The sequence below is a fragment of the Pseudomonas sp. WPR_5_2 genome, from assembly GCF_003634475.1.
Taxonomy (GTDB): Bacteria; Pseudomonadota; Gammaproteobacteria; order Pseudomonadales; family Pseudomonadaceae; genus Aquipseudomonas; species Aquipseudomonas izuensis.
In genome coordinates this window covers 188,609-208,345 of record NZ_RBLA01000010.1, presented here as the reverse complement: position 1 = coordinate 208,345, position 19,737 = coordinate 188,609, and the positions used below count along the sequence as shown (strand labels likewise).

Below are 19,737 nucleotides of genomic sequence, written 5' to 3'. Positions count from 1 at the left end.
TATAATGCCCGGCCCGTCATTGCGGGTGAGGGGGTTTGCGGGAGAAGAGGGATGTTATTACGAGGCTTGACCTGGCTGGTGCTGTTCCAATTGCTCGGCACAGCCATCAACCATTTGTTTCTACCGGTGCTGCCGGGGCCGATCATTGGTTTGCTGCTACTTCTGGTGTACTTGATCAGCCGTGGCCAGGTGGGGGAGCCGCTGAACCTGGCAGCCAGCAGCCTGCTGCGTTATCTGCCATTGCTTCTGGTGCCACCCGCGGTAGGTGTGATGGTTTACGCCAAAGACATCGCAGCGGATTTCTGGGCCATCGTCGGTGCACTGGTGTTGTCACTGGTGCTGTCCATGGCGTTCGCGGGCGTGCTGATGCAGCGCCTGATCAAGCGTCATGCCCACCCTCGTGAGGACAGCCAATGATCCTGGACTGGCAGGGCGCCTGGACGTCAGTGATTCACCATCCATTGTTCGGTATCGGCATTACCCTCGGCGCCTATCAGCTGGTGCTGGCGGCTTTCGAGAAAACCCGCTGGATCTTTTTGCAACCGGTACTGGTCTCCATGTTGCTGGTCATCGGTGTGCTGGTAGGCTGTGGCCTGAGTTACGCCGAGTACCGCAAGAGCACCGAGATCCTCAGCATCCTGCTGGGCCCGGCCACCGTCGCATTGGCCGTGCCGCTGTACCTCAACCTGCGGCGGATTCGGCAGTTGTTCTGGCCGATATTTACTACGCTGGTGATAGGCGGTGTGGTTGCCACGGGCATGGGCGTGTTGCTGGGTTGGTGGTTCGGCGCTGAACACATGATCCTGATGACCATGGCGCCGAAGTCGGTGACGTCGCCGATTGCCATGTTGGTGGCCGAACAGATCGGTGGCGTCGCGGCGCTGGCGGCGGTGTTCGTGTTGATCACCGGGGTGATCGGCGCGATCTTCGGACCGAGCCTGCTGAACCGGCTTGGCGTGCACAGCCCCGAGGCCCGCGGCATGGCGTTGGGCATGACGGCTCACGCGGTCGGCACGGCGGTGGCGATGCAGGAAAATGAAGAGTGCGGTGCCTTCGCGGCGCTGGCGATGAGTTTGATGGGCGTGGCCACGGCGGTGTTGCTGCCATTGGCGGTGTCGATGATGGTGTAAAGGACATATCTATGAGCTTGCCGCTTTTTCCGCTGAACACGGTGCTGTTTCCAGGTTGCATCCTCGACCTGCAGATTTTCGAGGCGCGCTATCTGGACATGATCGGTCGCTGCATGAAGCAGGGTGGCGGCTTTGGCGTGGTGTGCATCCTTGACGGCGAAGAGGTCGGCATCGCCCCGGCGGGTTATGCGTTGGTCGGGTGTGAAGCGCTGATCACCGATTTCAAGCAGCAGGACAATGGCCTGTTGGGCATCCGGGTGCAGGGTGGCCGGCGCTTTCACGTGCTGCGTACCGAAGTGCAGCGTGATCAATTGATCGTGGCCGAAGTCGAGTGGCTGGGCGAAGAGCCCGAGCAACCGCTGCAGGATGAGGACGCCGATCTGGTGGCCCTGCTCAGGGCACTGGCCGAACACCCGATGGTCGAAGCGCTGAACATGGGCACCGAAGCGGCCGGGCAACAGTCGCTGGCCAATCAGCTTGCCTATTTGTTGCCATTCGCAGAGCTGGACAAGATCGACCTGCTGCAGCTCGACGATCCGCAGCAACGACTGGATGCGATTCAGGCGTTGCTGGATGAGTTGCAGGGAGAGTTGTTTGCCTGACGTTTCTGAAGAGATCGCAGCCTGCGGCAGCTCCCACAGGGACAAGGCGTACATTCCGAAGGCTGCGATCAATTGATCTTCAGTAGGCGTATCTCAACAGCGTATCCGGCAAATGCCGCAACACGAAGAATCCGAACAGTGCCACCAATGATGGCAGTACCAGCCACCAGACCTTGGGCGGCATGGCGTTGAGCGAAGTCCGGCGCTGACACAGCCACAGGCTGGCTGCGCAGACACAGGCCGCCAACATCGCACCTGCCAGTACATCCGTCGGCCAGTGCGCGCCGAGATATACCCGTGACAGCGCGATTGCCAGCGCCGGCAGGCAGCCCACCAGCAGCCAGGTCAGGCGCATCCGTGGCGGTTGCCCGCGACCGGCGAGGACGGCGAGGGTCAGAAATAGCGCGAAGGCGCCCGAGGCATGACCGCTAGGCATGCTGTAGCTGGTCAATGGGTTGCTCAACACTTCCGGACGCACGCGGGCGAAGAAGTTCTTGGTCGCGGTGTTGCCCAGCGCGGTGAACAGCAATGTGCTGCACGCGAAGATTGCCTGGCGCCATTGCCGGGTCATCAGCAGCAGTACAACCAGCAAGGCGCTGAACACCAGCATGTTGTGGAACTCACCGATCAGCGTGAACACCACGGCCACTTCATCGAGCATCGGGCTGCGATGTTCCTGCACCAGGGTCATCAGTCCCTGGTCGAGGGCGGTCAGGTGCGAGTAACCGATAAACAGCGCCGCCAGAATCAGAAAACTCATCCCGGTAATGAACATCGTGGCCTTGCGATGCTTGCGCAGACTGCTGGTGGCGCTCAGGCCGACCATCAGCGCAATGCTGCCGGCGACGACCCCGGCCTGGGGCCAGAAGCCATCGGGTAACGGCAAGCGAATCGCCGCGCCGGTGGCCCAGCCCGGTAACAGGTAGGCCACTGACCAACCCGCAGCGGCCAGCAGGCTGACGGCGAAGAACCGTGGGAACGGCATATCGAACATCCCGGCCACCATCGGCAGCATGGGGCGCAAAGGTCCGATAAAACGCCCGACCAACAGGCTGGCGATGCCATAGCGCTGGAAGTACACCTCGGCTCCGGCAATCCATTGCGGGTGATGGCGCAGGCCTGGCAGACGGCGGATGTTCTGGTGAAAATGGCGCCCCAGGAAATACGAAACCACATCGCCGAGCACCCCGGCGAGAAAGCCCAGCAGCAGCGTTTCGCTCAACGACAGTGCTCCGCTACCGGCCAGTACCGCCACGGCGAACAACAACACCGTGCCGGGCACGATCAGCCCGGCAATCGCCAGGCATTCGACGAAGGCCACGATGAACACCGCTGCCGCCAGCCATTGCGGGTTGACCGTCAACCAGCCGGTCACGCTATCGAGCCATGGGCCCATAAATACAACTCCATTGAATGTTCAATTGATTCCAGGGGCAAAACACAAATCTCTAAACAACACTGAAACCTTGTGGGAGCGAGCCTGCTCGCGATTGCGGAGTGTCAGTCACACTGATACGTGATGTGCCGCCGTCATCGCGAGCAAGCTCGCTCCCACACGAAATTCCTTCAGCTTCAAGTCCGTGTCAGGACAGCACAATGTAATCGCGACCTTCGACCTGCCCCCGTCGCAGCGGGTTCCGCGTGCAGTAGGCTGCGTAGGACGCGTCGACGAAGCGGTACATCAAGTGTTCATCGCGACCATGGGGAATGCCCAGGCGCGTGGCCTGGATGACATGGGCAGGCGTCTGGCCGACGTCTTCCACCAGCAGCACTTCATGATCGAAGCGCTTGGCGTCCCAGACCGGTACCTTCAAGCCCAGCGACTTGCACAACAAGGTTTGCCCGGCGCAGAGCTTTTGCGATGGGCGAGGGCGACCCTGGGCGTCGGGGTTGTTCAACAGCATTTGCGCCAGGCTCGCCGGTCCGCTCAGTTCGTCGACCCACGGGTAGCCGGACTTGATCAGTACCGCATTGCCCGGGCCCTGGGCGCTGAAGTTCAGGGAGTCGCCGCCGCGGGCGTAGTACATATAGATGTGGCCGCCATCCAGAAACAAAGCCTTACGCTTTTCTGTGTAGCCAAGGGATGCGTGGCTGCCTTTTTCGGCACAGTAATACGCTTCTGTCTCGATGATTCGGGCGCTGAGCCACAGGTCGCCGATCCGATGGCGAATGACTTTTCCCAGTAAATCCCGGGCCAGAATTTGCGCGTCGCGGTCGAAAAACGCGTCCGGGAGGCCCTTGGGCGGGCTCATTGCGGACGCTCGATCAGTCAGGTTGGACATGATGAACGGCGTTTATCAGGGCTGATGGGGGCGTGATGATAACAATTTGCAGCTTAATCCCGCCTGAACATCGGCAAATTGCCCTCCATTTCGACCATCCGCCCGTCACCGCTGTTAGTCGGGAGACACGACAGCTATAATCTGCCGCTTTACTCTTTACCAAGACCTTATCAAAGACCACGCCAGACCATGACTGAGTCCGTTCTTGACTATATGACCCGCCTGGGTCGCGCTGCCCGCGAGGCTTCCCGCGTCATCGGCCGTGCCAGCACTGCGCAGAAAAATCGCGCGCTGCAGGCTGCCGCCAATGCGCTGGACGCTGCCCGCGCCGAGCTGACGGCCGCCAATGAGCTGGACCTGGCAGCCGGCCGCGCCAATGGTCTGGAGCCGGCGCTGCTCGAGCGCCTGGCGCTGACCCCGGCACGTATCGACGGCATGATCGTAGGGTTGCGACAGGTGGCCGCGCTGCCGGACCCTGTCGGCGCGATCCGTGACATGAGCTATCGGCCGTCGGGGATTCAGGTCGGCAAGATGCGCGTACCGCTGGGCGTGATCGGGATCATTTACGAGTCGCGGCCCAACGTGACCATTGACGCCGCCAGCCTGTGCCTGAAATCCGGCAACGCGACCATCCTTCGGGGCGGCTCCGAGGCCATACATTCCAACCGCGCCATCGCCGCCTGCATCCAGCGCGGGCTGGCCGAGGCCGATCTGCCGGCTGCCGTGGTGCAAGTGGTCGAAACCACCGATCGCGCCGCCGTGGGCGCGCTGATCACCATGCCGGAGTACGTCGATGTCATCGTGCCCCGCGGTGGCCGTGGCCTGATCGAACGCGTCAGTCGCGATGCCCGTGTGCCGGTGATCAAGCACCTGGACGGCATCTGCCACGTTTACGTCAGCGCCCACGCCGACCTGCCGAAAGCCCAGCGCATTGCATTCAATGCCAAGACGTACCGCTATGGCATCTGTGGTGCGATGGAAACGCTGCTGGTCGATCAGATCGTTGCCAAGGATTTCTTGCCGGCGATGGCTGCCCAGTTCCGCGAAAAAGGCGTCGAGCTGCGCGGCTGCGAACGCACCCGGTCGATCATCGATGCGCTGCCGGCCACCGAAGCAGACTGGAGTACCGAATACCTGGCGCCGATCCTGTCGATCCGCGTGGTCGACGGGCTGGAGCAGGCCATCGAGCACATCAACCATTACGGCTCTCATCACACCGATTCGATTGTCAGCGAACACCAGGGCGACACCCGGCGTTTCGTGGCTGAAGTCGACTCCTCGTCGGTGATGATCAACACCCCGACTTGCTTCGCCGATGGCTTTGAATACGGATTGGGTGCGGAGATCGGCATTTCTACTGATAAGCTGCACGCCCGCGGCCCGGTCGGTCTCGAAGGTCTGACCTGCGAGAAGTATGTCGTGGTCGGTGATGGCCAGTTGCGCGGACAGGAGCCGGTCTGACTTGGGCCACCTCGACCCGTCAGCCCCGGTAACCGCCAGCGCGCCTTCCAGACGCATCGGCGTTCTGGGCGGAACCTTTGACCCGGTGCACGTCGGCCATTTGCGCGGCGCGCTGGAAGTCGCCGAATCGCTGGCGCTCGATGAGTTGCGCCTGGTGCCGAGTGCCAGGCCCCCTCATCGGGATACGCCGCAAGTGTCGGCGAAAGACCGTCTGGCGATGGTCGAGTGCGCGGTGGCCGGTGTGGCACCGTTGGTGGTGGACGCCCGCGAATTGCAGCGGGACAAACCGTCCTACACCATCGATACCCTGGAGTCGATGCGCGCCGAAATGGCCGACGAGACCCAGGTTTTTCTGCTTTTGGGCTGGGACGCATTTTGCGGCCTGCCCACTTGGCACCGCTGGGAAGAGTTGCTCCAGCATTGCCATATCCTGGTGTTGCAACGCCCGGATGCCGACAGCGAACCGCCGGATGCCTTGCGCAACCTGCTGGCAGCGCGCTCGGTGAGCGACCCGCTGGCCCTCAAAGGGCCGAGCGGACAGATTGCATTCGTCTGGCAGACACCGCTCGCGGTATCCGCCACCCAGATCCGTCAACTGCTGGCCAGCGGTAAGTCGGTACGTTTCCTGGTGCCCGACGCGGTCCTGGCCTACATCGATGCGCACGGACTCTACCGTGCGTCGAACTGAAGAGGAGTGCCTCAAGGCACGTGGCAACAACGTGTATTGAAGCGCCCGAACATACGAGCAAAACGAGTTTTATATGACGAACAACGACGTAAACAAAGTTAAGCGCAAAGGCACGTTCAAGAGTGCCCCGCTGCCTGAGAAGGTCCTCGCTGCCGAGCCGCCTAAAGGCGATGAGCTGGTCAAGATCGCCGTAGCGGCTCTGGAAGACGTCAAGGCCCAGGACGTGCTGGTGATTGATGTCCGTGACAAGCAGAGCATCACTGACTACATGATCATCGCCACCGGTACGTCCAACCGCCAGATCGGCGCGATGCTGGACAAGGTCCGCGAGGCCGTCAAAGCCCTGGGTATCAAGCCGCTGGGTGAAGAAGGCAAGGGCGACAGCGACTGGGTGTTGCTGGACATGGACGACGTGATCGTCCACATGATGACCTCCAACGCCCGTCAGTTCTACGACCTGGAGCGCCTGTGGAAGGGTGCCGAGCAGAGCCGTGCCGCCGATGGCAAACACCACAGCCCTGAAGTTGGTCACGAGCATTTCAACAAGCTCAACAAAGACCAGGAATAAGGAACGGCTGTGCGACTGCGACTGATCGCCGTCGGTTCACGCATGCCCAAATGGGTGGAAGAAGGCTGGCATGAATATGCCAAGCGTCTTCCTTCCGAGCTGGCGCTGGAACTGGTGGAAATACCGCTCAACACCCGTGGCAAGAACGCCGACGTGGCGCGCTTCATCCGTCAGGAAGGCGAAGCCATGCTGGCCAAGGTCGGGCCGAACGAGCGTGTTGTCACCCTCGAAGTCCACGGCAAGCCCTGGAGCACCGAGCAACTGGCGGTCGAACTCGATCGCTGGCGGCTTGACTCGCGCACGGTGAATTTCATGGTCGGTGGCCCCGAAGGGCTGGCGCCGGAAGTCTGTGCCCGTGCCGATCAGCGCTGGTCGCTCTCGCCGTTGACGTTGCCGCACCCGCTGGTGCGCATCCTGATCGGCGAACAGCTGTATCGTGCCTGGACCGTGCTGTCCGGCCACCCTTACCACAAGTAGTTTTTCGCTCTCATGACCCAGCCGATCCGCATCAAGGACCACGAAAAAGACGCCCGTCTGGTGCGTGGCCGCGTCGTGTTCGGGGCAATTGCGGTCGTGACATTGATCGGCGTGCTGATTGCGCGCCTGTATTTTCTGCAGGTCATCCAGTACGAGTACCACTCGACCCTGTCGGAAAACAACCGGGTCCATGTGCAGCCGATTCCGCCGCCCCGCGGGTTGATTTACGACCGCAACGGTGTAGTGATTGCCGACAACCGGCCCAGCTTCAGCCTGAGCATGACGCGCGAGCGCTCTGGCGACTGGCAGCAGGTGCTCGATGTGATCGTTCAGGTGCTGGAACTCACGCCCGAGGACCGGGTGATTTTCGAGAAGCGCATGCGCCAGGGGCGTCGGCCGTTCGAGCCGGTGCCGATCATGTTCGAATTGACCGAAGAGCAGATCGCCAGGATCGCCGTGAACCAGTTCCGCCTGCCGGGGGTGGAAGTGGTCGCGCAGCTGGTCCGTCACTACCCGCAGGGCGCGCATTTTGCGCATTCGGTGGGTTACATGGGGCGGATCAACGAGAAAGAGCTGAAGTCTCTGGACCCGGTGAGCTACAGCGGCACCCATCAAATCGGTAAAACCGGCATTGAGCGCTTCTACGAGCCTGAATTGCACGGCCAGGTGGGTTACGAGGAAGTCGAGACCAACGCCCGAGGCCGCGTATTGCGCGTGCTCAAGCGTACCGATCCGATTCCCGGCAAGGACATCGTCCTGAGCCTGGACATCAAATTGCAGGAAGCCGCCGAAGCTGCGCTCGGTGGTCGTCGTGGCGCGGTGGTGGCGCTGGACCCGAAAACCGGTGAAGTGCTGGCAATGGTCAGCCAGCCGAGTTTCGACCCGAACCTGTTCGTCACCGGCATCAGCTTCAAGGCCTATTCCGAACTGCGCGACTCCATCGACCGGCCGCTGTTCAACCGCGTGTTGCGTGGCCTTTACCCGCCGGGTTCGACCATCAAGCCGGCGGTGGCGATCGCCGGCCTGGACGCGGGCGTGGTGACGGCCTCGAGCCGGGTGTTCGACCCGGGCTACTACATGCTGCCCAACTACGATCACAAGTACCGCAACTGGAACCGCACCGGTGATGGCTTCGTCGACCTCGACACGGCGATCATGCGCTCCAACGACACCTACTTCTATGACCTGGCCCACAAGCTGGGGATCGATCGATTGTCGTCGTACCTGAGCAAGTTCGGCATTGGTCAGAAGGTGTCTTTGGATATGTTCGAAGAGTCGCCGGGGCTGATGCCGACCCGCGAGTGGAAGCGTGCCACACGTCGTCAGGCATGGTTCCCGGGCGAAACGCTGATTCTTGGTATCGGTCAGGGCTACATGCAGTCGACGCCGCTGCAACTGGCCCAGGCCACGGCATTGGTGGCCAACAAAGGTGTCTGGAACCGTCCGCATCTGGCCAAGACCATCGAAGGCGCGAAGCCGGTGGATCAGAACCCGATGCCGGACATCATCCTGCGCGACCCGTCGGACTGGACCAAGGTCAACCACGGCATGCAACAGGTGATGCACGGCGCCCGGGGTACGGCGCGCAAGGCCTCGATCGGTGCGCAGTACCGGATCGCCGGCAAGAGTGGTACGGCCCAGGTGGTCGCGATCAAGCAGGGTGAGAAGTACGACCGCTCCAAGGTGCAGGAGCGTCATCGCGACCATGCCTTGTTCGTGGGCTTCGCGCCGGCCGACGATCCGAAAATCGTGGTGTCGGTGATGGTCGAAAACGGTGAGTCCGGCTCCGGCGTGGCCGCGCCGGTGGTGCGTCAAGTCATGGACGCCTGGCTGCTGGATCAGAACGGTCATCTCAAAGCCGAATACGCCGGCCCTACTAGCGTGGAGGCTACGGCCCATGATGAATAATTTTGATCGCATGCTCTCCAGCGAGGATGTGATGCGGCGTCGCGCGACGCTGTTGCAGCGCCTGCATATCGACGGCCCGCTGCTGATCCTGCTGCTGACCCTCGCCGCCGGCAGCCTGTTCGTGCTGTATTCAGCCAGTGGCAAAAGCTGGGACCTGTTGGCCAAGCAGGCCACTTCGTTCGGCATCGGCCTGGTGTCGATGATCGTCATCGCCCAGTTCGAACCGCGCTTCATGGCCCGCTGGGTGCCGGTTGGCTATGTGATCGGTGTGTTGTTGCTGGTGGTGGTGGATGTCATGGGCCACAACGCCATGGGCGCCACACGCTGGATCAATATTCCCGGGGTGATCCGCTTCCAGCCTTCGGAGTTCATGAAGATCCTGATGCCGGCGACCATCGCCTGGTACCTGTCCAAGCGCACCTTGCCGCCGCAGCTCAAGCATGTCGGCGTCAGTCTGTTTCTGATTGGTTTGCCGTTCATTCTGATTGTGCGTCAGCCGGACCTTGGCACGTCGCTGCTGATCCTGGCCGGTGGTGCGTTCGTGCTGTTCATGGGTGGGTTGCGCTGGCGCTGGATTCTCAGCGTGCTTGCCGCCGCTGTGCCCGTGGCAGTCGCCATGTGGTTCTTCATCATGCACGACTACCAGAAACAGCGGATCCTGACGTTCCTCGACCCGGAAAGCGATCCGCTGGGCACCGGCTGGAACATCATTCAGTCCAAGGCCGCCATCGGTTCCGGTGGTGTGTTCGGCAAGGGCTGGTTGCTGGGTACCCAGTCGCATCTGGATTTCCTTCCGGAAAGCCATACCGACTTCATTATTGCGGTCATGGGTGAAGAGTTCGGCCTGGTGGGTATTTGCGCACTGTTGCTGATCTACCTGTTGCTGATCGGTCGTGGGCTGGTGATTACCGCCCAGGCCCAAACCTTGTTCGGCAAGTTGCTCGCGGGCAGCCTGACCATGACGTTTTTTGTCTATGTGTTCGTCAACATCGGTATGGTCAGTGGCCTGTTGCCGGTGGTGGGGGTGCCGTTGCCGTTCATTAGCTACGGAGGAACTTCGCTGGTGACGCTGCTGTCAGCGTTTGGGGTTTTGATGTCGATCCATACCCATCGCAAGTGGATCGCGCAGGTTTGAATAAGGTGAAGAGTTCAATGCAAGTAATGCGTGGCTGGGCGACTCGACATGCGCCGTGGGTCGGCCTGGTAGGCATCATTGGCATCGCGCAGGAAGCGTTGGCCGGCGATTACGAAGGCTCACCCCAGGTGGCCGAGTTCGTCGGTGAAATGACCCGCGATTATGGTTTCGCCGGCGAACAGTTGATGGGCGTGTTCCGCGAAGCCGAGCGTAAACAGTCGATCCTGGATGCGATTTCGAAGCCCGCCGAGCGGGTCAAGCAGTGGAATGAGTATCGCCCGATGTTCATCACCGATGCTCGCATCGCCCGCGGCGTGGACTTCTGGCGACAGCATGAGGCCGTACTGGCTCGTGCCGAACAGGAATACGGCGTGCCGGCGCAGGTTATCGTCTCGATCATCGGCGTTGAGACCTTTTTCGGCCGCAATACCGGTAATTTCCGCGTAATTGATGCTTTGTCGACGCTGGGTTTCGACTATCCTCCCCGTGCCGAATTTTTCCGCAAGGAATTGCGAGAGTTCCTGCTACTGGCCCGGGAAGAGCAGGTTGACCCGTTGACCCTCAAGGGTTCCTATGCCGGGGCGATGGGCTTGCCGCAGTTCATGCCCAGTAGCTTCCGCGCCTATGCAGTGGATTTCGACGGGGATGGCCATATCAATATCTGGAACAACCCGGACGATGCCATCGGCAGCGTCGCCAGTTATTTCAAGCGTCATGGCTGGGTCGCCGGCGAGCCGGTGGTCAGCCGCGCCGATGTGCGCGGTGATCAGGTGGACGAAGGTTTGACCACCGGTATAGAGCCGGCTAAAACCGTTGGAGAGTTGCGGGCCCTGGGCTGGTCAAGTCATGATGCGCTGCGCGATGATATGCCGGTTACCGCTTTTCGCCTGGAAGGCGACAATGGCCCTGAATACTGGATGGGCCTGAACAATTTTTACGCAATTACGCGTTATAACCGCAGCGTGATGTACGCCATGGCCGTACATCAACTGTCTGAACAGCTGGTCCAAGCACGGGGCGTCAAGTAATGCGGGCATTGCCTATGAATAAACCCCTGAAGCTGATGGCATTTGCCGCGTTGGCAGTGCTGGTCGCCAGTTGTTCGACCAGTCGCTCGCCGACGCAGAAATCTTCCACCGCCGTGCGCTCGGCGCCGGGGCTGGACATCAACCGCGCCCACAAAGATGGCGCACCCTGGTGGGACGTCGACGTTTCGCGCATCCCGGATGCCACGCCAACCTTGCACACCGGCCCGTACAAGGCCAACCCGTACACCGTGCTGGGCAAAACCTATTTCCCGTTGCAGGAATCCAAGACCTATGTGGCGTCGGGCACGGCGTCCTGGTACGGCACCAAGTTCCATGGCCAGAACACCGCCAACGGCGAAGTCTATGACTTGTATGGCATGAGTGCCGCACACAAGACCCTGCCGCTGCCGAGTTACGTCCGGGTGACCAACCTGGACAACAACAGGACCGTGATCCTGCGAGTCAACGACCGTGGACCGTTCTATTCGGACCGGATCATCGACCTGTCCTACGCGGCGGCCAAGAAACTCGGCTATGCCGAAACCGGCACCGCACGTGTCAAGGTCGAGGGTATCGATCCACAAGCGTATTGGGCGGCCAAGGGCCGTCCGGCGCCTTTAATGCTCAACGAGCCACAAGTCGCGCAGAATAGCGCCCCGGCGATGACGGCCTCGGCCGGTACCGTCGAGCAATGGACGCCACCGCCGCAGCAACATGCCGCCGCCGTTGTCCCCGTACAAATTGCGGACGCAAAAAAAAACGCTTCTGCACCAGCCTCTGGCCAGTATCTGCAGGTGGGCGCGTTCGCCAACCCGGACGCTGCAGAACTCCTGAGGTCGAAGCTCAGCGGGATGGTGAGCGCTCCGGTGTTCATCAGCTCGATCGTGCGCAATCAACAAACGCTGCATCGGGTTCGCCTGGGACCGATCGGTTCGCCGGGTGAAATCCAGCAAGTGCAGAATAGTGTGCGCCTGGCCAACCTTGGTTCGCCGAGTGTTGTGACCGAGTAATACGTAGGACTTGATTGACGGTTCATCTGCGGTTTTGGGGGGTGAACCAGGTTGTTGGCTCGTCGAAGAACAAAAACCCGGCAAGGGTTACAGAGTGAGCAACTGAATACGCGATGGCCCGTTAGAAGGCCGTCTGAATAGTTTTGCCATCGGGCAAGTTTCCATTAGCGATTTCGAGAGACGGATGAACATCACCACCTTTGCCAAACGCCTGTGCCTTTTAGTCCCGCTGCTGCTCTCACCTGCCGCGTTCGCGGTCGAGATGATGCCGTCGCCACCGCAATTGGCCGCCAAGGCCTACGTGCTCATGGACGCCAGCAGCGGCAACGTGCTGGTCGAAAACAATGGTGACCAGCGTCTGCCGCCAGCCAGCCTGACCAAGCTGATGACAGCGTACATCGCGACCCTGGAAATCCGTCGCGGCCAGATCGGTGAAAACGACCCGGTGACCATCAGCGAAAACGCCTGGCGCACCGGCGGTTCGCGGATGTTCATCAAGGTCGGCTCGCAGGTGACCGTCAGCGACTTGCTGCACGGCATCATCATCCAGTCGGGCAACGACGCCAGTGTGGCAGTTGCCGAGCACATCGCCGGCAGCGAAGACGCGTTCGCCGACCTGATGAACAAAACCGTTGCCGACCTGGGCATGACCAACACCCACTTCATGAACCCGACCGGTCTGCCGAACCCTGAGCACTATTCGTCGGCTCATGACATGGCCGTGCTGGCTCGCGCCATCATCCATGAAGACCCGGCTCACTACGCGATCTACTCGCAGAAAGAGTTCTTCTGGAACGGCATCAAGCAACCGAACCGCAACCTGCTGCTGTGGCGCGACAAGACGGTCGACGGCCTGAAAACCGGTCACACCGACGAAGCGGGCTACTGCATGGTGTCTTCGGCTGTACGTGATGGCATGCGCCTGATCGCCGTGGTGTTCGGCACCAACAGCGAAGTGGCTCGCGCCGCCGAGACCCAGAAGCTGCTGACCTACGGTTTCCGTTTCTTCGAAACCCAGACCTTCTATCAAAAAGGTACCGAGCTGGCCCAGGCGCCTGTCTGGAAAGGTTCCACCAACCAGGTCAAGGCCGGTCTGGCTGAAGACCTGACCATGACCCTGCCAAAAGGCCAGTTGAAAAAGCTCGCCGCCAGCATGACCATGAACCCGCAACTGGTTGCGCCAATCGCCAAGGGCGACGTGATCGGTAAAGTCGAAGTCAAACTGGACGACAAGGTGGTGCACAGCGCCAACCTGATCGCTCTGGATGCCGTCGAAGAGGGTGGTATCTTCCGTCGCATGTGGGATAGCATCCGTCTATTCTTCTACGGCTTGTTCAACTGATAGTGTGCACCTGCATGGCCCCCGCGCTGATCCGGCACGGGGCCATGCCGTCGCCACGGCTTACGCTTACGAGGCCGTTACGCCATGACCGATACCGAAGTAAAGGCGCCAAAGATCGAATTTCCCCAGACTGATTATCCGGTTAAGGTGATTTGCGATACGGGCGCAGGCAACAAGGACAAGATCATCGAAATCGTCAAGAAGTACGCGACGATCAACGATACACGTGTCGATGAGCGTCAAAGCAGCAACGGCAAGTACACCACCATTCAGTTGCACATCGTCGCGACCGACCAGGACCAGCTGTACAACATCAACAGCTTTCTGCGGGCTACCGGTTTCGTGCACATGGTGCTGTGATGTCCGGCACGCTGGGCTTTCGCGAACTCGGCCAGATGGCTTACGAGCCGGTCTGGCATGCCATGCAGCGCTTCACCAACGAACGCGGCAGCGATGCCGCCGACGAGATCTGGCTGGTCGAGCACCCACCGGTGTTTACCCAGGGCCAGGCGGGCAAGGCCGAGCATTTGCTGCTGCCGGGAGATATCCCGGTGGTGCAGGTCGATCGCGGTGGCCAGGTGACCTATCACGGTCCCGGGCAATTGGTGGCCTACCTGTTGCTGGACGTACGCAAGCTGGGTTTCGGCGTACGTGACCTGGTCACCCGCATGGAGTCGTGCCTGATCGAGCTGCTCGCCAGCTATGGCGTGACCGCCGCGGCCAAGCCGGATGCCCCGGGTGTCTACGTCAACGGCGCGAAAATCGCGTCTCTGGGTCTGCGGATCCGCCACGGTTGTTCCTTTCATGGCCTGGCCCTGAACGTGGACATGAACCTGGAACCGTTTCGACGGATTAATCCCTGCGGCTACGCCGGGCTGGCAATGACCCAGCTGAGCGATCACGCAGGATCGATTGAATTTGCCGAGGTTAGTGCCCGGCTGCGTGCGCAGCTCGTCAAACACCTCGACTATGCTGAGCAGACGACCCTCACGGGCGGAATCGACTGATATGACTACTGATGCAGTGCAAACCGTAATCCCGACGCTCGATGTCTCCGAGCGCCCGGCCCCGCGTCCCAAGGTTGAAGCCGGCGTAAAGCTGCGCGGCGCCGAGAAGGTTGCACGCATCCCGGTTAAGATCATTCCGACCACTGAGCTGCCGAAAAAGCCTGACTGGATTCGAGTACGCATTCCGGTCTCTCCGGAAGTCGACCGCATCAAGGCGCTGTTGCGCAAACACAAGCTGCACAGCGTGTGCGAAGAGGCCTCCTGCCCGAACCTGGGCGAGTGCTTCTCCGGCGGCACCGCGACCTTCATGATCATGGGCGACATCTGCACCCGTCGCTGCCCGTTCTGCGACGTCGGCCACGGCCGTCCGAAGCCACTGGACGTCAATGAGCCGGAGAGCCTGGCCATCGCCATCGCCGACCTGCGCCTGAAGTACGTGGTCATCACCTCGGTGGACCGCGACGACCTGCGCGACGGCGGTGCCCAGCATTTCGCCGATTGCATCCGTGAAATCCGCAAACTGTCGCCGAACGTGCAGCTCGAAACCCTGGTTCCGGACTACCGTGGTCGCATGGACATCGCCCTGGAAATCACCGCCGCCGAGCCGCCGGATGTGTTCAACCACAACCTGGAAACCGTGCCACGCCTGTACAAGGCTGCGCGTCCGGGTTCGGACTACCAGTGGTCGCTGACCCTGCTGCAACGCTTCAAGCAGATGATGCCGCACATTCCGACCAAGTCCGGCCTGATGCTGGGTCTGGGCGAGACCGACGACGAAGTCATCGAAGTCATGAAGCGCATGCGCGAACATGATATCGACATGCTGACCCTGGGCCAGTACCTGCAGCCGTCCCGCAGCCACTTGCCGGTGCAACGCTTCGTGCATCCGGACACCTTCGCCTGGTTCGCCGAGGAAGGTTACAAGATGGGCTTCAAGAACGTCGCTTCCGGTCCGCTGGTGCGTTCCTCGTACCATGCTGACGAGCAGGCAAAACTGGTCAAGGCCGAGCTGATGTCGTCCTGATCGTTTGCCAGTCATGAAAACGCCCGCAAGGCTTTCAGTCTTGCGGGCGTTTTTTTGCATTGCCTACGGCAATGGCCGCCGTTTCCTGCAACCTTCAGGACGACAAACCCTCTTCTGTTTGTCCCCGTTCCTGACTACTGTGTGTTTAGGTTTTCACCCAGGGAGATTCATGGATGACCGTTCGAACGCCCCACCCCCTTTGTCCTCACACTCCGGTTCCGGCCTTGCCGTCGCAGGGGCTGATCGGCGTTATCGCGCCGGCCGGTCCCGCGCCGCTGGACACTGATAAAGCTGTGCAATGGATGCACGCGCGGGGTTATTCGCTGAAGATTTTTCCTGGCGTCTACGAGAAGAATGGCTACCTGGCTGGCAGTGACGAGGTGCGACTCAATGATCTGCATGCCGCGTTCGCCGACGGCGAGGTCGATGCCATCATTTGCCTGCGTGGTGGTTACGGCACTCCGAGGTTGCTCGATCGCATTGATTTCGAACTGCTGCGCAACAACGCCAAGCCGTTCATTGGCTACAGCGACATCACTGCGCTGCATCTGGCGATCAGTCGTTATGCAGGCTTCGTGACTTTCCATGGCCCGCTACTCAATGCGGACCTGCTGGGGGACAAGCAAAAGCCCACCGAACCTTCGTTTTTCAACATGCTGCGCGGGCAGTTGAAGGCGGGTAGTGTGTTGGCACACCCCGTGGCCTATCCGCTGACGACGATCGAGCCAGGCATCGCCCACGGGCGCTTGCTGGGCGGTAATCTGTCGATAATCGCCGCGACCATGGGCACGCCTTACGAGCTCGATGCCGAGGGTGTCATCCTGTTTATCGAGGACATCAATGAGCCGCTGTATCGAATCGATCGGTTGCTGACTCACTTGCGGCTGGCCGGCACGCTGGGCAAGTTGCGTGGTGTGTTGGTGGGGGACATGGCCGGGGTTGAAGTGCCTGCGCTTGAGCGGTTGCTCAAGCAGACATTCGAGCCGTTGCGGATTCCGGTGTTGTCCGGGTGGCGCAGCGGGCATTGCGACCCGAACCTGACATTGCCCATGGGGGCGCTGGTCAGGCTGGATGCGGGGAGCAAGGAGTTGGTGTTGGAGCAGGATGTCGTCGTCAAACGTTAGATTATCATTGCCTGATAATCAGTCTTCGCTGGCAAGCCAGCTCCTACAGAGATCACGCATTCCTGTAGGAGCTGGCTTGCCAGCGAAGCTTCTTAACGGTTACGCAGGCCTTCTAGCAACTTGTGCGTCGGATAACCGTCCGCCGGCCAGCCAAACGACTGTTGTGCGCTGCGGATCGCTTTGCGTGTGTTGGCGCCGATAATGCCGTCCGCGGTGCCCGCATCATAGTTCTGCGCACTCAACAGGTTTTGCAGTTCGATACGTTCGGTGCGGCTCAACGGCAAATCATCCTTGGGCCACGTCCCGCTAATCAAGCCTGCCCCGTGGAAGCGTTCGGACAACAGTCCTACCGCCAGTGCGTAGGACGACGAGTTGTTGTACTTGAGGATCGCACGGAAGTTATCGAGTACCAGGAACGCCGGACCGCGATAACCGGCCGGTAGCAGCAACGCCGCAGACAATTGCTCGGAGCCCGCCGGAACCTGGCTGCCGTTGGGTAGCATGACACCGATTTGCCGCCATTCGGCGACGCTCTTGCGAATGGTGCCGTCGGCCAACATATAGTTGAAATTGCCCGGCAGCTGAACTTCGAAGCCCCACGGTTGGCCTTTCTGCCACCCAGAGCTTTGCAGGTAGTGCGCCGTCGAGGCCAGGGCATCGGTGGAGCTGCCCCAGATATCGCGACGACCATCGCCATCGAAGTCCACGGCGTGGGTGTTATAGGTGGTCGGGATAAATTGGGTCTGGCCCATGGCGCCGGCCCAGGAACCGAGCATTTTCTCGGGTTCGATATCACCCTGTTGCAGAATCTGCAGCGCGGCGATCAATTGCGCATGGGCGAAAGCCGGACGCCGGCCTTCGTAGGCCAGGGTGGCCAGCGAGTTGATCACTGACTTGTTGCCTTGGAACTGGCCGAAATTACTTTCCATGCCCCACACCGCGACCAATGCCTCGCGGTCGACGCCGTAGCGTTGCTCGATGCTTTGCAGGATGGCGGCGTTCTCGCTGACCAACGACTGACCTTTGCGTACCCGCAGCGGCGACAGGGCGCCGTCGAGGTATTCCCACACCGGCCGGGCGAATTCCGGCTGGCTGCGATCGGCACGAATCACGCTGGGGTCGAAGCTGACATTGGCGAAGGCCCGATCAAACAAATCGGCACGAATACCGGCGGCCAGGGCATCCTTGCGAAAGCCCGCCTGCCATTCGGCAAAGGTCTGGGTCGGCTGGATATCGAGGTTTTCGTCGCTCGGCACCACGGGTGCAACGACGGCAGGGGCGGTGGCGACAGGGGGTGTCTGAAGCGGCTGTGCGTCGGCGGCGGTGGGCTTTTCCGCGCAGGCGACTAGCAAAATGAGGCTGGAGGCAGCGATCAATTGGCGCAGGGGCCAACGACGGGAAAGACTAAGGGGCATGCACGGGTCCAGGGAAAACGAATCAAGTACAGACCTTAACATGTTGAGCGGATGCTTGCCTTTTCAGGCGGCCAGAAAGTAAGAAGCCTCCCAGCTATTAGACTGGAAGGCTTCGCGGCGGTAGCTGCCTTTGCCCTTGCCGGCTCGTTCCTGACGGCTGCGGAACAGTGGCTGGGCGATGATGGATTTGGCCTTGTTTGGGCCATGTTTGGATGGCTTTTTGCTCATGATGGGCTCTCGCGATTGAGTGGGTTTTGCGGGGCAAATCATCTGCTCAAGTGGGGGCTCTGTCTAGTCCCTGCATTGCGTAGGAATGATAAACCGTGGCGAGGGAGCTTGCTCCCGCTCGGCTGCGAAGCAGTCGTAAAACGGGTAAACGCAATTTCTTGAATAAACGCGGTGCGTGGATTGGGGCTGCTTCGCAGCCCAGCGGGAGCAAGCTCCCTCGCCACAAAGAGCCTTACTCGGCGGGCAACGACAACCGCTGGCCAGCCATCAACAGCGTCAACCGGCTCAAGCTCATCCACGGTGACCCGGCTGCCTGCCCCTTGATCTGCGCATCGATGCGCTGTGCTTCGAGCAGCAATTGCGCCCAGCGTTGCGCTGAATAGCGTTGCAGGGCTTTGCTCATCAGCGGTTTGCGCTTGTCCCAAACGGGCGGCTTGGCCTGGCTGAAGGCTTTGTCCAGCGGCGTGCCCTGGCTGTATTGCAGGGAAATATTGGCCAGCAGACGCAGCTCCCTGGCCAGGGCCCAGAGAATCACCGGTGGTTCGACACCTTCACCGCGCAACCCTTCGAGCATGCGCAGCGCGTGGGCGGCTTCACCGTTGAGAATCGCATCGGTCAGTCCGAAGACATCGAAGCGCGCGCTGTCAGCCACCGCAGCCTGCACGGTTTCGACAGTGATCTGACCTTCTTCGGCCATCAGCTTGAGCTTTTCGATTTCCTGGGCGGCAGCCAACAGGTTGCCCTCGACCCGGGCGGCGATCAGTTCGACGGCATCCTGTGTGGCGGACAGTCCGGCCTGGGACAAACGTTGGCGGATCCAGCTCGGCAACTGGCTGACATCCACCGGCCATATCTGCACGAACTGTGTCTGCTGGCCTTCGATCAGCGCCTTGCCCCACTTGGTTTTCTGCGCGCTGCCATCGAGCTTTGGCAGGCTGATCAGCAACACCGTGTCTTCGGCCGGTCGCGAGCAGTATTCAATGAGCGCGGCGGCACCTTTGTCACCCGGTTTGCCAGAGGGCAGGCGCAGTTCAAGCAAGCGCTTCTCAGCGAACAGCGACATGCTGGCACCGGCCTGCAGCAACGTACCCCAGTCGAAACTGGCGTCGGCGGCAAAAACCTGGCGCTCATCGAAGCCCTGCTGACGGGCAGCGGCGCGGATGGCGTCGGCGGCTTCCTGACACAGCAAGGGGTCGTCGCCACTGATCACGTAGACCGGCGCGAGGGCACCTTGCAGGTGTTTGCCGAGTTGGGCGGGAGCGAGCTTCATAAGAGAGGGCGAACGGGGCGCCTGAACGCCCCGTAAGT

21 protein-coding genes are annotated in these 19,737 nt (G+C 60.9%); 16 read left to right on the top strand and 5 right to left on the bottom strand.

Annotated features, from left to right (window positions below; genetic code table 11):
- Nucleotides 1-51 precede the first annotated feature (51 nt).
- Genes BJ917_RS29255 through BJ917_RS29245 form a run of 3 tightly spaced genes read left to right on the top strand, consistent with a single transcriptional unit; the run spans nucleotide 52 to nucleotide 1,732 of the window.
- Nucleotides 52-417, top strand: coding sequence for a CidA/LrgA family protein (locus tag BJ917_RS29255; RefSeq protein WP_096514876.1), 366 nt, complete (start codon nucleotides 52-54; stop codon nucleotides 415-417).
- Entirely contained in the window at nucleotides 414-1,130 is a 717-nt protein-coding gene (locus tag BJ917_RS29250) for an LrgB family protein (protein WP_096514878.1), read from the top strand. Before BJ917_RS29255 ends, BJ917_RS29250 begins: the two co-directional genes overlap by 4 nt.
- A gap of 11 nt (nucleotides 1,131-1,141) precedes the next feature.
- Complete coding sequence (locus tag BJ917_RS29245) at nucleotides 1,142-1,732, top strand: LON peptidase substrate-binding domain-containing protein (RefSeq protein WP_096514879.1); 591 nt, start codon at nucleotides 1,142-1,144, stop codon at nucleotides 1,730-1,732.
- 79 nt (nucleotides 1,733-1,811) lie between these two features.
- On the opposite strand, the gene BJ917_RS29240 is transcribed toward BJ917_RS29245, so the two are convergent.
- Both BJ917_RS29240 and BJ917_RS29235 read right to left on the bottom strand, forming a co-directional pair.
- Nucleotides 1,812-3,128 carry a bifunctional DedA family/phosphatase PAP2 family protein gene (locus tag BJ917_RS29240; RefSeq protein WP_121105793.1) on the bottom strand — a complete coding sequence of 439 codons (1,317 nt, stop codon included), beginning with the start codon at nucleotides 3,126-3,128 and terminating at the stop codon, nucleotides 1,812-1,814.
- A gap of 187 nt (nucleotides 3,129-3,315) precedes the next feature.
- Entirely contained in the window at nucleotides 3,316-4,014 is a 699-nt protein-coding gene (locus BJ917_RS29235; protein WP_096514883.1) for a DNA-3-methyladenine glycosylase, read from the bottom strand.
- A gap of 189 nt (nucleotides 4,015-4,203) precedes the next feature.
- Here BJ917_RS29235 and BJ917_RS29230 point away from each other — a divergent pair, with 189 nt between their 5' ends.
- From BJ917_RS29230 to BJ917_RS29170, 13 genes are all read left to right on the top strand, one after another.
- Nucleotides 4,204-5,475, top strand: coding sequence for a glutamate-5-semialdehyde dehydrogenase (locus BJ917_RS29230; RefSeq protein ID WP_096514885.1), 1,272 nt, complete (start codon nucleotides 4,204-4,206; stop codon nucleotides 5,473-5,475).
- Nucleotides 5,444-6,163 carry a nicotinate-nucleotide adenylyltransferase gene (gene nadD, locus BJ917_RS29225; RefSeq protein WP_372237776.1) on the top strand — a complete coding sequence of 240 codons (720 nt, stop codon included), beginning with the start codon at nucleotides 5,444-5,446 and terminating at the stop codon, nucleotides 6,161-6,163. The genes BJ917_RS29230 and nadD overlap by 32 nt, the downstream gene beginning before the upstream one ends.
- A gap of 73 nt (nucleotides 6,164-6,236) precedes the next feature.
- A complete protein-coding gene (gene rsfS / locus BJ917_RS29220) occupies nucleotides 6,237-6,731 on the top strand; it encodes a ribosome silencing factor (protein WP_008022922.1) in 495 nt (164 codons plus the stop codon).
- Between the two features lie 9 nt (nucleotides 6,732-6,740).
- The gene (gene rlmH, locus BJ917_RS29215) at nucleotides 6,741-7,208 is read left to right on the top strand and encodes a 23S rRNA (pseudouridine(1915)-N(3))-methyltransferase RlmH (RefSeq protein ID WP_007937439.1); all 468 of its coding nucleotides are present in this window, start codon (nucleotides 6,741-6,743) and stop codon (nucleotides 7,206-7,208) included.
- 12 nt (nucleotides 7,209-7,220) lie between these two features.
- Entirely contained in the window at nucleotides 7,221-9,116 is a 1,896-nt protein-coding gene (gene mrdA / locus BJ917_RS29210; RefSeq protein ID WP_096514889.1) for a penicillin-binding protein 2, read from the top strand.
- A 31-nt stretch (nucleotides 9,117-9,147) separates the two neighbouring features.
- Complete coding sequence (rodA, locus tag BJ917_RS29205; protein ID WP_177435621.1) at nucleotides 9,148-10,251, top strand: rod shape-determining protein RodA; 1,104 nt, start codon at nucleotides 9,148-9,150, stop codon at nucleotides 10,249-10,251.
- Nucleotides 10,252-10,268: 17 nt separating this feature from the next.
- Nucleotides 10,269-11,279, top strand: coding sequence for a lytic murein transglycosylase B (gene mltB, locus BJ917_RS29200; protein ID WP_096514894.1), 1,011 nt, complete (start codon nucleotides 10,269-10,271; stop codon nucleotides 11,277-11,279).
- Nucleotides 11,279-12,289, top strand: a complete 1,011-nt coding sequence (locus tag BJ917_RS29195; RefSeq protein WP_096514896.1) for a septal ring lytic transglycosylase RlpA family protein — start codon at nucleotides 11,279-11,281, stop codon at nucleotides 12,287-12,289. Before mltB ends, BJ917_RS29195 begins: the two co-directional genes overlap by 1 nt.
- 184 nt (nucleotides 12,290-12,473) lie before the next feature.
- On the top strand, nucleotides 12,474-13,631 hold the full coding sequence (locus BJ917_RS29190) for a D-alanyl-D-alanine carboxypeptidase family protein (RefSeq protein ID WP_096514898.1): 1,158 nt from the start codon (nucleotides 12,474-12,476) through the stop codon (nucleotides 13,629-13,631).
- 84 nt (nucleotides 13,632-13,715) lie between these two features.
- Nucleotides 13,716-13,991 (top strand): DUF493 domain-containing protein, encoded by a 276-nt coding sequence (locus BJ917_RS29185; RefSeq protein WP_093229879.1) that lies wholly within the window; start codon nucleotides 13,716-13,718, stop codon nucleotides 13,989-13,991.
- Nucleotides 13,991-14,638, top strand: coding sequence for a lipoyl(octanoyl) transferase LipB (gene lipB, locus BJ917_RS29180; protein WP_121105787.1), 648 nt, complete (start codon nucleotides 13,991-13,993; stop codon nucleotides 14,636-14,638). The genes BJ917_RS29185 and lipB overlap by 1 nt, the downstream gene beginning before the upstream one ends.
- Nucleotide 14,639: 1 nt before the next feature.
- Nucleotides 14,640-15,662, top strand: coding sequence for a lipoyl synthase (gene lipA, locus BJ917_RS29175; RefSeq protein WP_121105785.1), 1,023 nt, complete (start codon nucleotides 14,640-14,642; stop codon nucleotides 15,660-15,662).
- 173 nt (nucleotides 15,663-15,835) lie between these two features.
- The gene (locus BJ917_RS29170; protein ID WP_096514902.1) at nucleotides 15,836-16,786 is read left to right on the top strand and encodes an LD-carboxypeptidase; all 951 of its coding nucleotides are present in this window, start codon (nucleotides 15,836-15,838) and stop codon (nucleotides 16,784-16,786) included.
- A 92-nt stretch (nucleotides 16,787-16,878) separates the two neighbouring features.
- On the opposite strand, the gene BJ917_RS29165 is transcribed toward BJ917_RS29170, so the two are convergent.
- The 3 genes from BJ917_RS29165 to holA all read right to left on the bottom strand — a co-directional run bounded on the left by BJ917_RS29165 (nucleotide 16,879) and on the right by holA (nucleotide 19,699).
- Nucleotides 16,879-18,201 carry a lytic murein transglycosylase gene (locus BJ917_RS29165; RefSeq protein WP_096514904.1) on the bottom strand — a complete coding sequence of 441 codons (1,323 nt, stop codon included), beginning with the start codon at nucleotides 18,199-18,201 and terminating at the stop codon, nucleotides 16,879-16,881.
- Between the two features lie 63 nt (nucleotides 18,202-18,264).
- Nucleotides 18,265-18,429, bottom strand: coding sequence for an alternative ribosome rescue factor ArfA (gene arfA, locus BJ917_RS29160; RefSeq protein WP_003176285.1), 165 nt, complete (start codon nucleotides 18,427-18,429; stop codon nucleotides 18,265-18,267).
- A 232-nt stretch (nucleotides 18,430-18,661) separates the two neighbouring features.
- Nucleotides 18,662-19,699, bottom strand: coding sequence for a DNA polymerase III subunit delta (gene holA, locus BJ917_RS29155; protein WP_121105783.1), 1,038 nt, complete (start codon nucleotides 19,697-19,699; stop codon nucleotides 18,662-18,664).
- Nucleotides 19,700-19,737 lie beyond the last annotated feature (38 nt).

What these genes read in the sequence shown, in the direction of transcription:
- BJ917_RS29245 (WP_096514879.1), top strand. Translation starts at nt 1,142, where the DNA reads ATGAGCTTGCCGCTTTTTCCGCTGAACACGGTGCTGTTTCCAGGTTGC.
- arfA (WP_003176285.1), bottom strand. Translation starts at nt 18,429, where the DNA reads ATGAGCAAAAAGCCATCCAAACATGGCCCAAACAAGGCCAAATCCATC.
- rsfS (WP_008022922.1), top strand. Translation starts at nt 6,237, where the DNA reads ATGACGAACAACGACGTAAACAAAGTTAAGCGCAAAGGCACGTTCAAG.
- BJ917_RS29165 (WP_096514904.1), bottom strand. Translation starts at nt 18,201, where the DNA reads ATGCCCCTTAGTCTTTCCCGTCGTTGGCCCCTGCGCCAATTGATCGCT.
- BJ917_RS29185 (WP_093229879.1), top strand. Translation starts at nt 13,716, where the DNA reads ATGACCGATACCGAAGTAAAGGCGCCAAAGATCGAATTTCCCCAGACT.
- rodA (WP_177435621.1), top strand. Translation starts at nt 9,148, where the DNA reads ATGCGGCGTCGCGCGACGCTGTTGCAGCGCCTGCATATCGACGGCCCG.
- holA (WP_121105783.1), bottom strand. Translation starts at nt 19,699, where the DNA reads ATGAAGCTCGCTCCCGCCCAACTCGGCAAACACCTGCAAGGTGCCCTC.
- BJ917_RS29235 (WP_096514883.1), bottom strand. Translation starts at nt 4,014, where the DNA reads ATGTCCAACCTGACTGATCGAGCGTCCGCAATGAGCCCGCCCAAGGGC.
- nadD (WP_372237776.1), top strand. Translation starts at nt 5,444, where the DNA reads ATGGCCAGTTGCGCGGACAGGAGCCGGTCTGACTTGGGCCACCTCGAC.
- lipA (WP_121105785.1), top strand. Translation starts at nt 14,640, where the DNA reads ATGACTACTGATGCAGTGCAAACCGTAATCCCGACGCTCGATGTCTCC.
- BJ917_RS29250 (WP_096514878.1), top strand. Translation starts at nt 414, where the DNA reads ATGATCCTGGACTGGCAGGGCGCCTGGACGTCAGTGATTCACCATCCA.
- BJ917_RS29255 (WP_096514876.1), top strand. Translation starts at nt 52, where the DNA reads ATGTTATTACGAGGCTTGACCTGGCTGGTGCTGTTCCAATTGCTCGGC.
- BJ917_RS29190 (WP_096514898.1), top strand. Translation starts at nt 12,474, where the DNA reads ATGAACATCACCACCTTTGCCAAACGCCTGTGCCTTTTAGTCCCGCTG.
- mrdA (WP_096514889.1), top strand. Translation starts at nt 7,221, where the DNA reads ATGACCCAGCCGATCCGCATCAAGGACCACGAAAAAGACGCCCGTCTG.
- BJ917_RS29170 (WP_096514902.1), top strand. Translation starts at nt 15,836, where the DNA reads ATGACCGTTCGAACGCCCCACCCCCTTTGTCCTCACACTCCGGTTCCG.
- BJ917_RS29240 (WP_121105793.1), bottom strand. Translation starts at nt 3,128, where the DNA reads ATGGGCCCATGGCTCGATAGCGTGACCGGCTGGTTGACGGTCAACCCG.
- mltB (WP_096514894.1), top strand. Translation starts at nt 10,269, where the DNA reads ATGCAAGTAATGCGTGGCTGGGCGACTCGACATGCGCCGTGGGTCGGC.
- lipB (WP_121105787.1), top strand. Translation starts at nt 13,991, where the DNA reads ATGTCCGGCACGCTGGGCTTTCGCGAACTCGGCCAGATGGCTTACGAG.
- BJ917_RS29230 (WP_096514885.1), top strand. Translation starts at nt 4,204, where the DNA reads ATGACTGAGTCCGTTCTTGACTATATGACCCGCCTGGGTCGCGCTGCC.
- BJ917_RS29195 (WP_096514896.1), top strand. Translation starts at nt 11,279, where the DNA reads ATGCGGGCATTGCCTATGAATAAACCCCTGAAGCTGATGGCATTTGCC.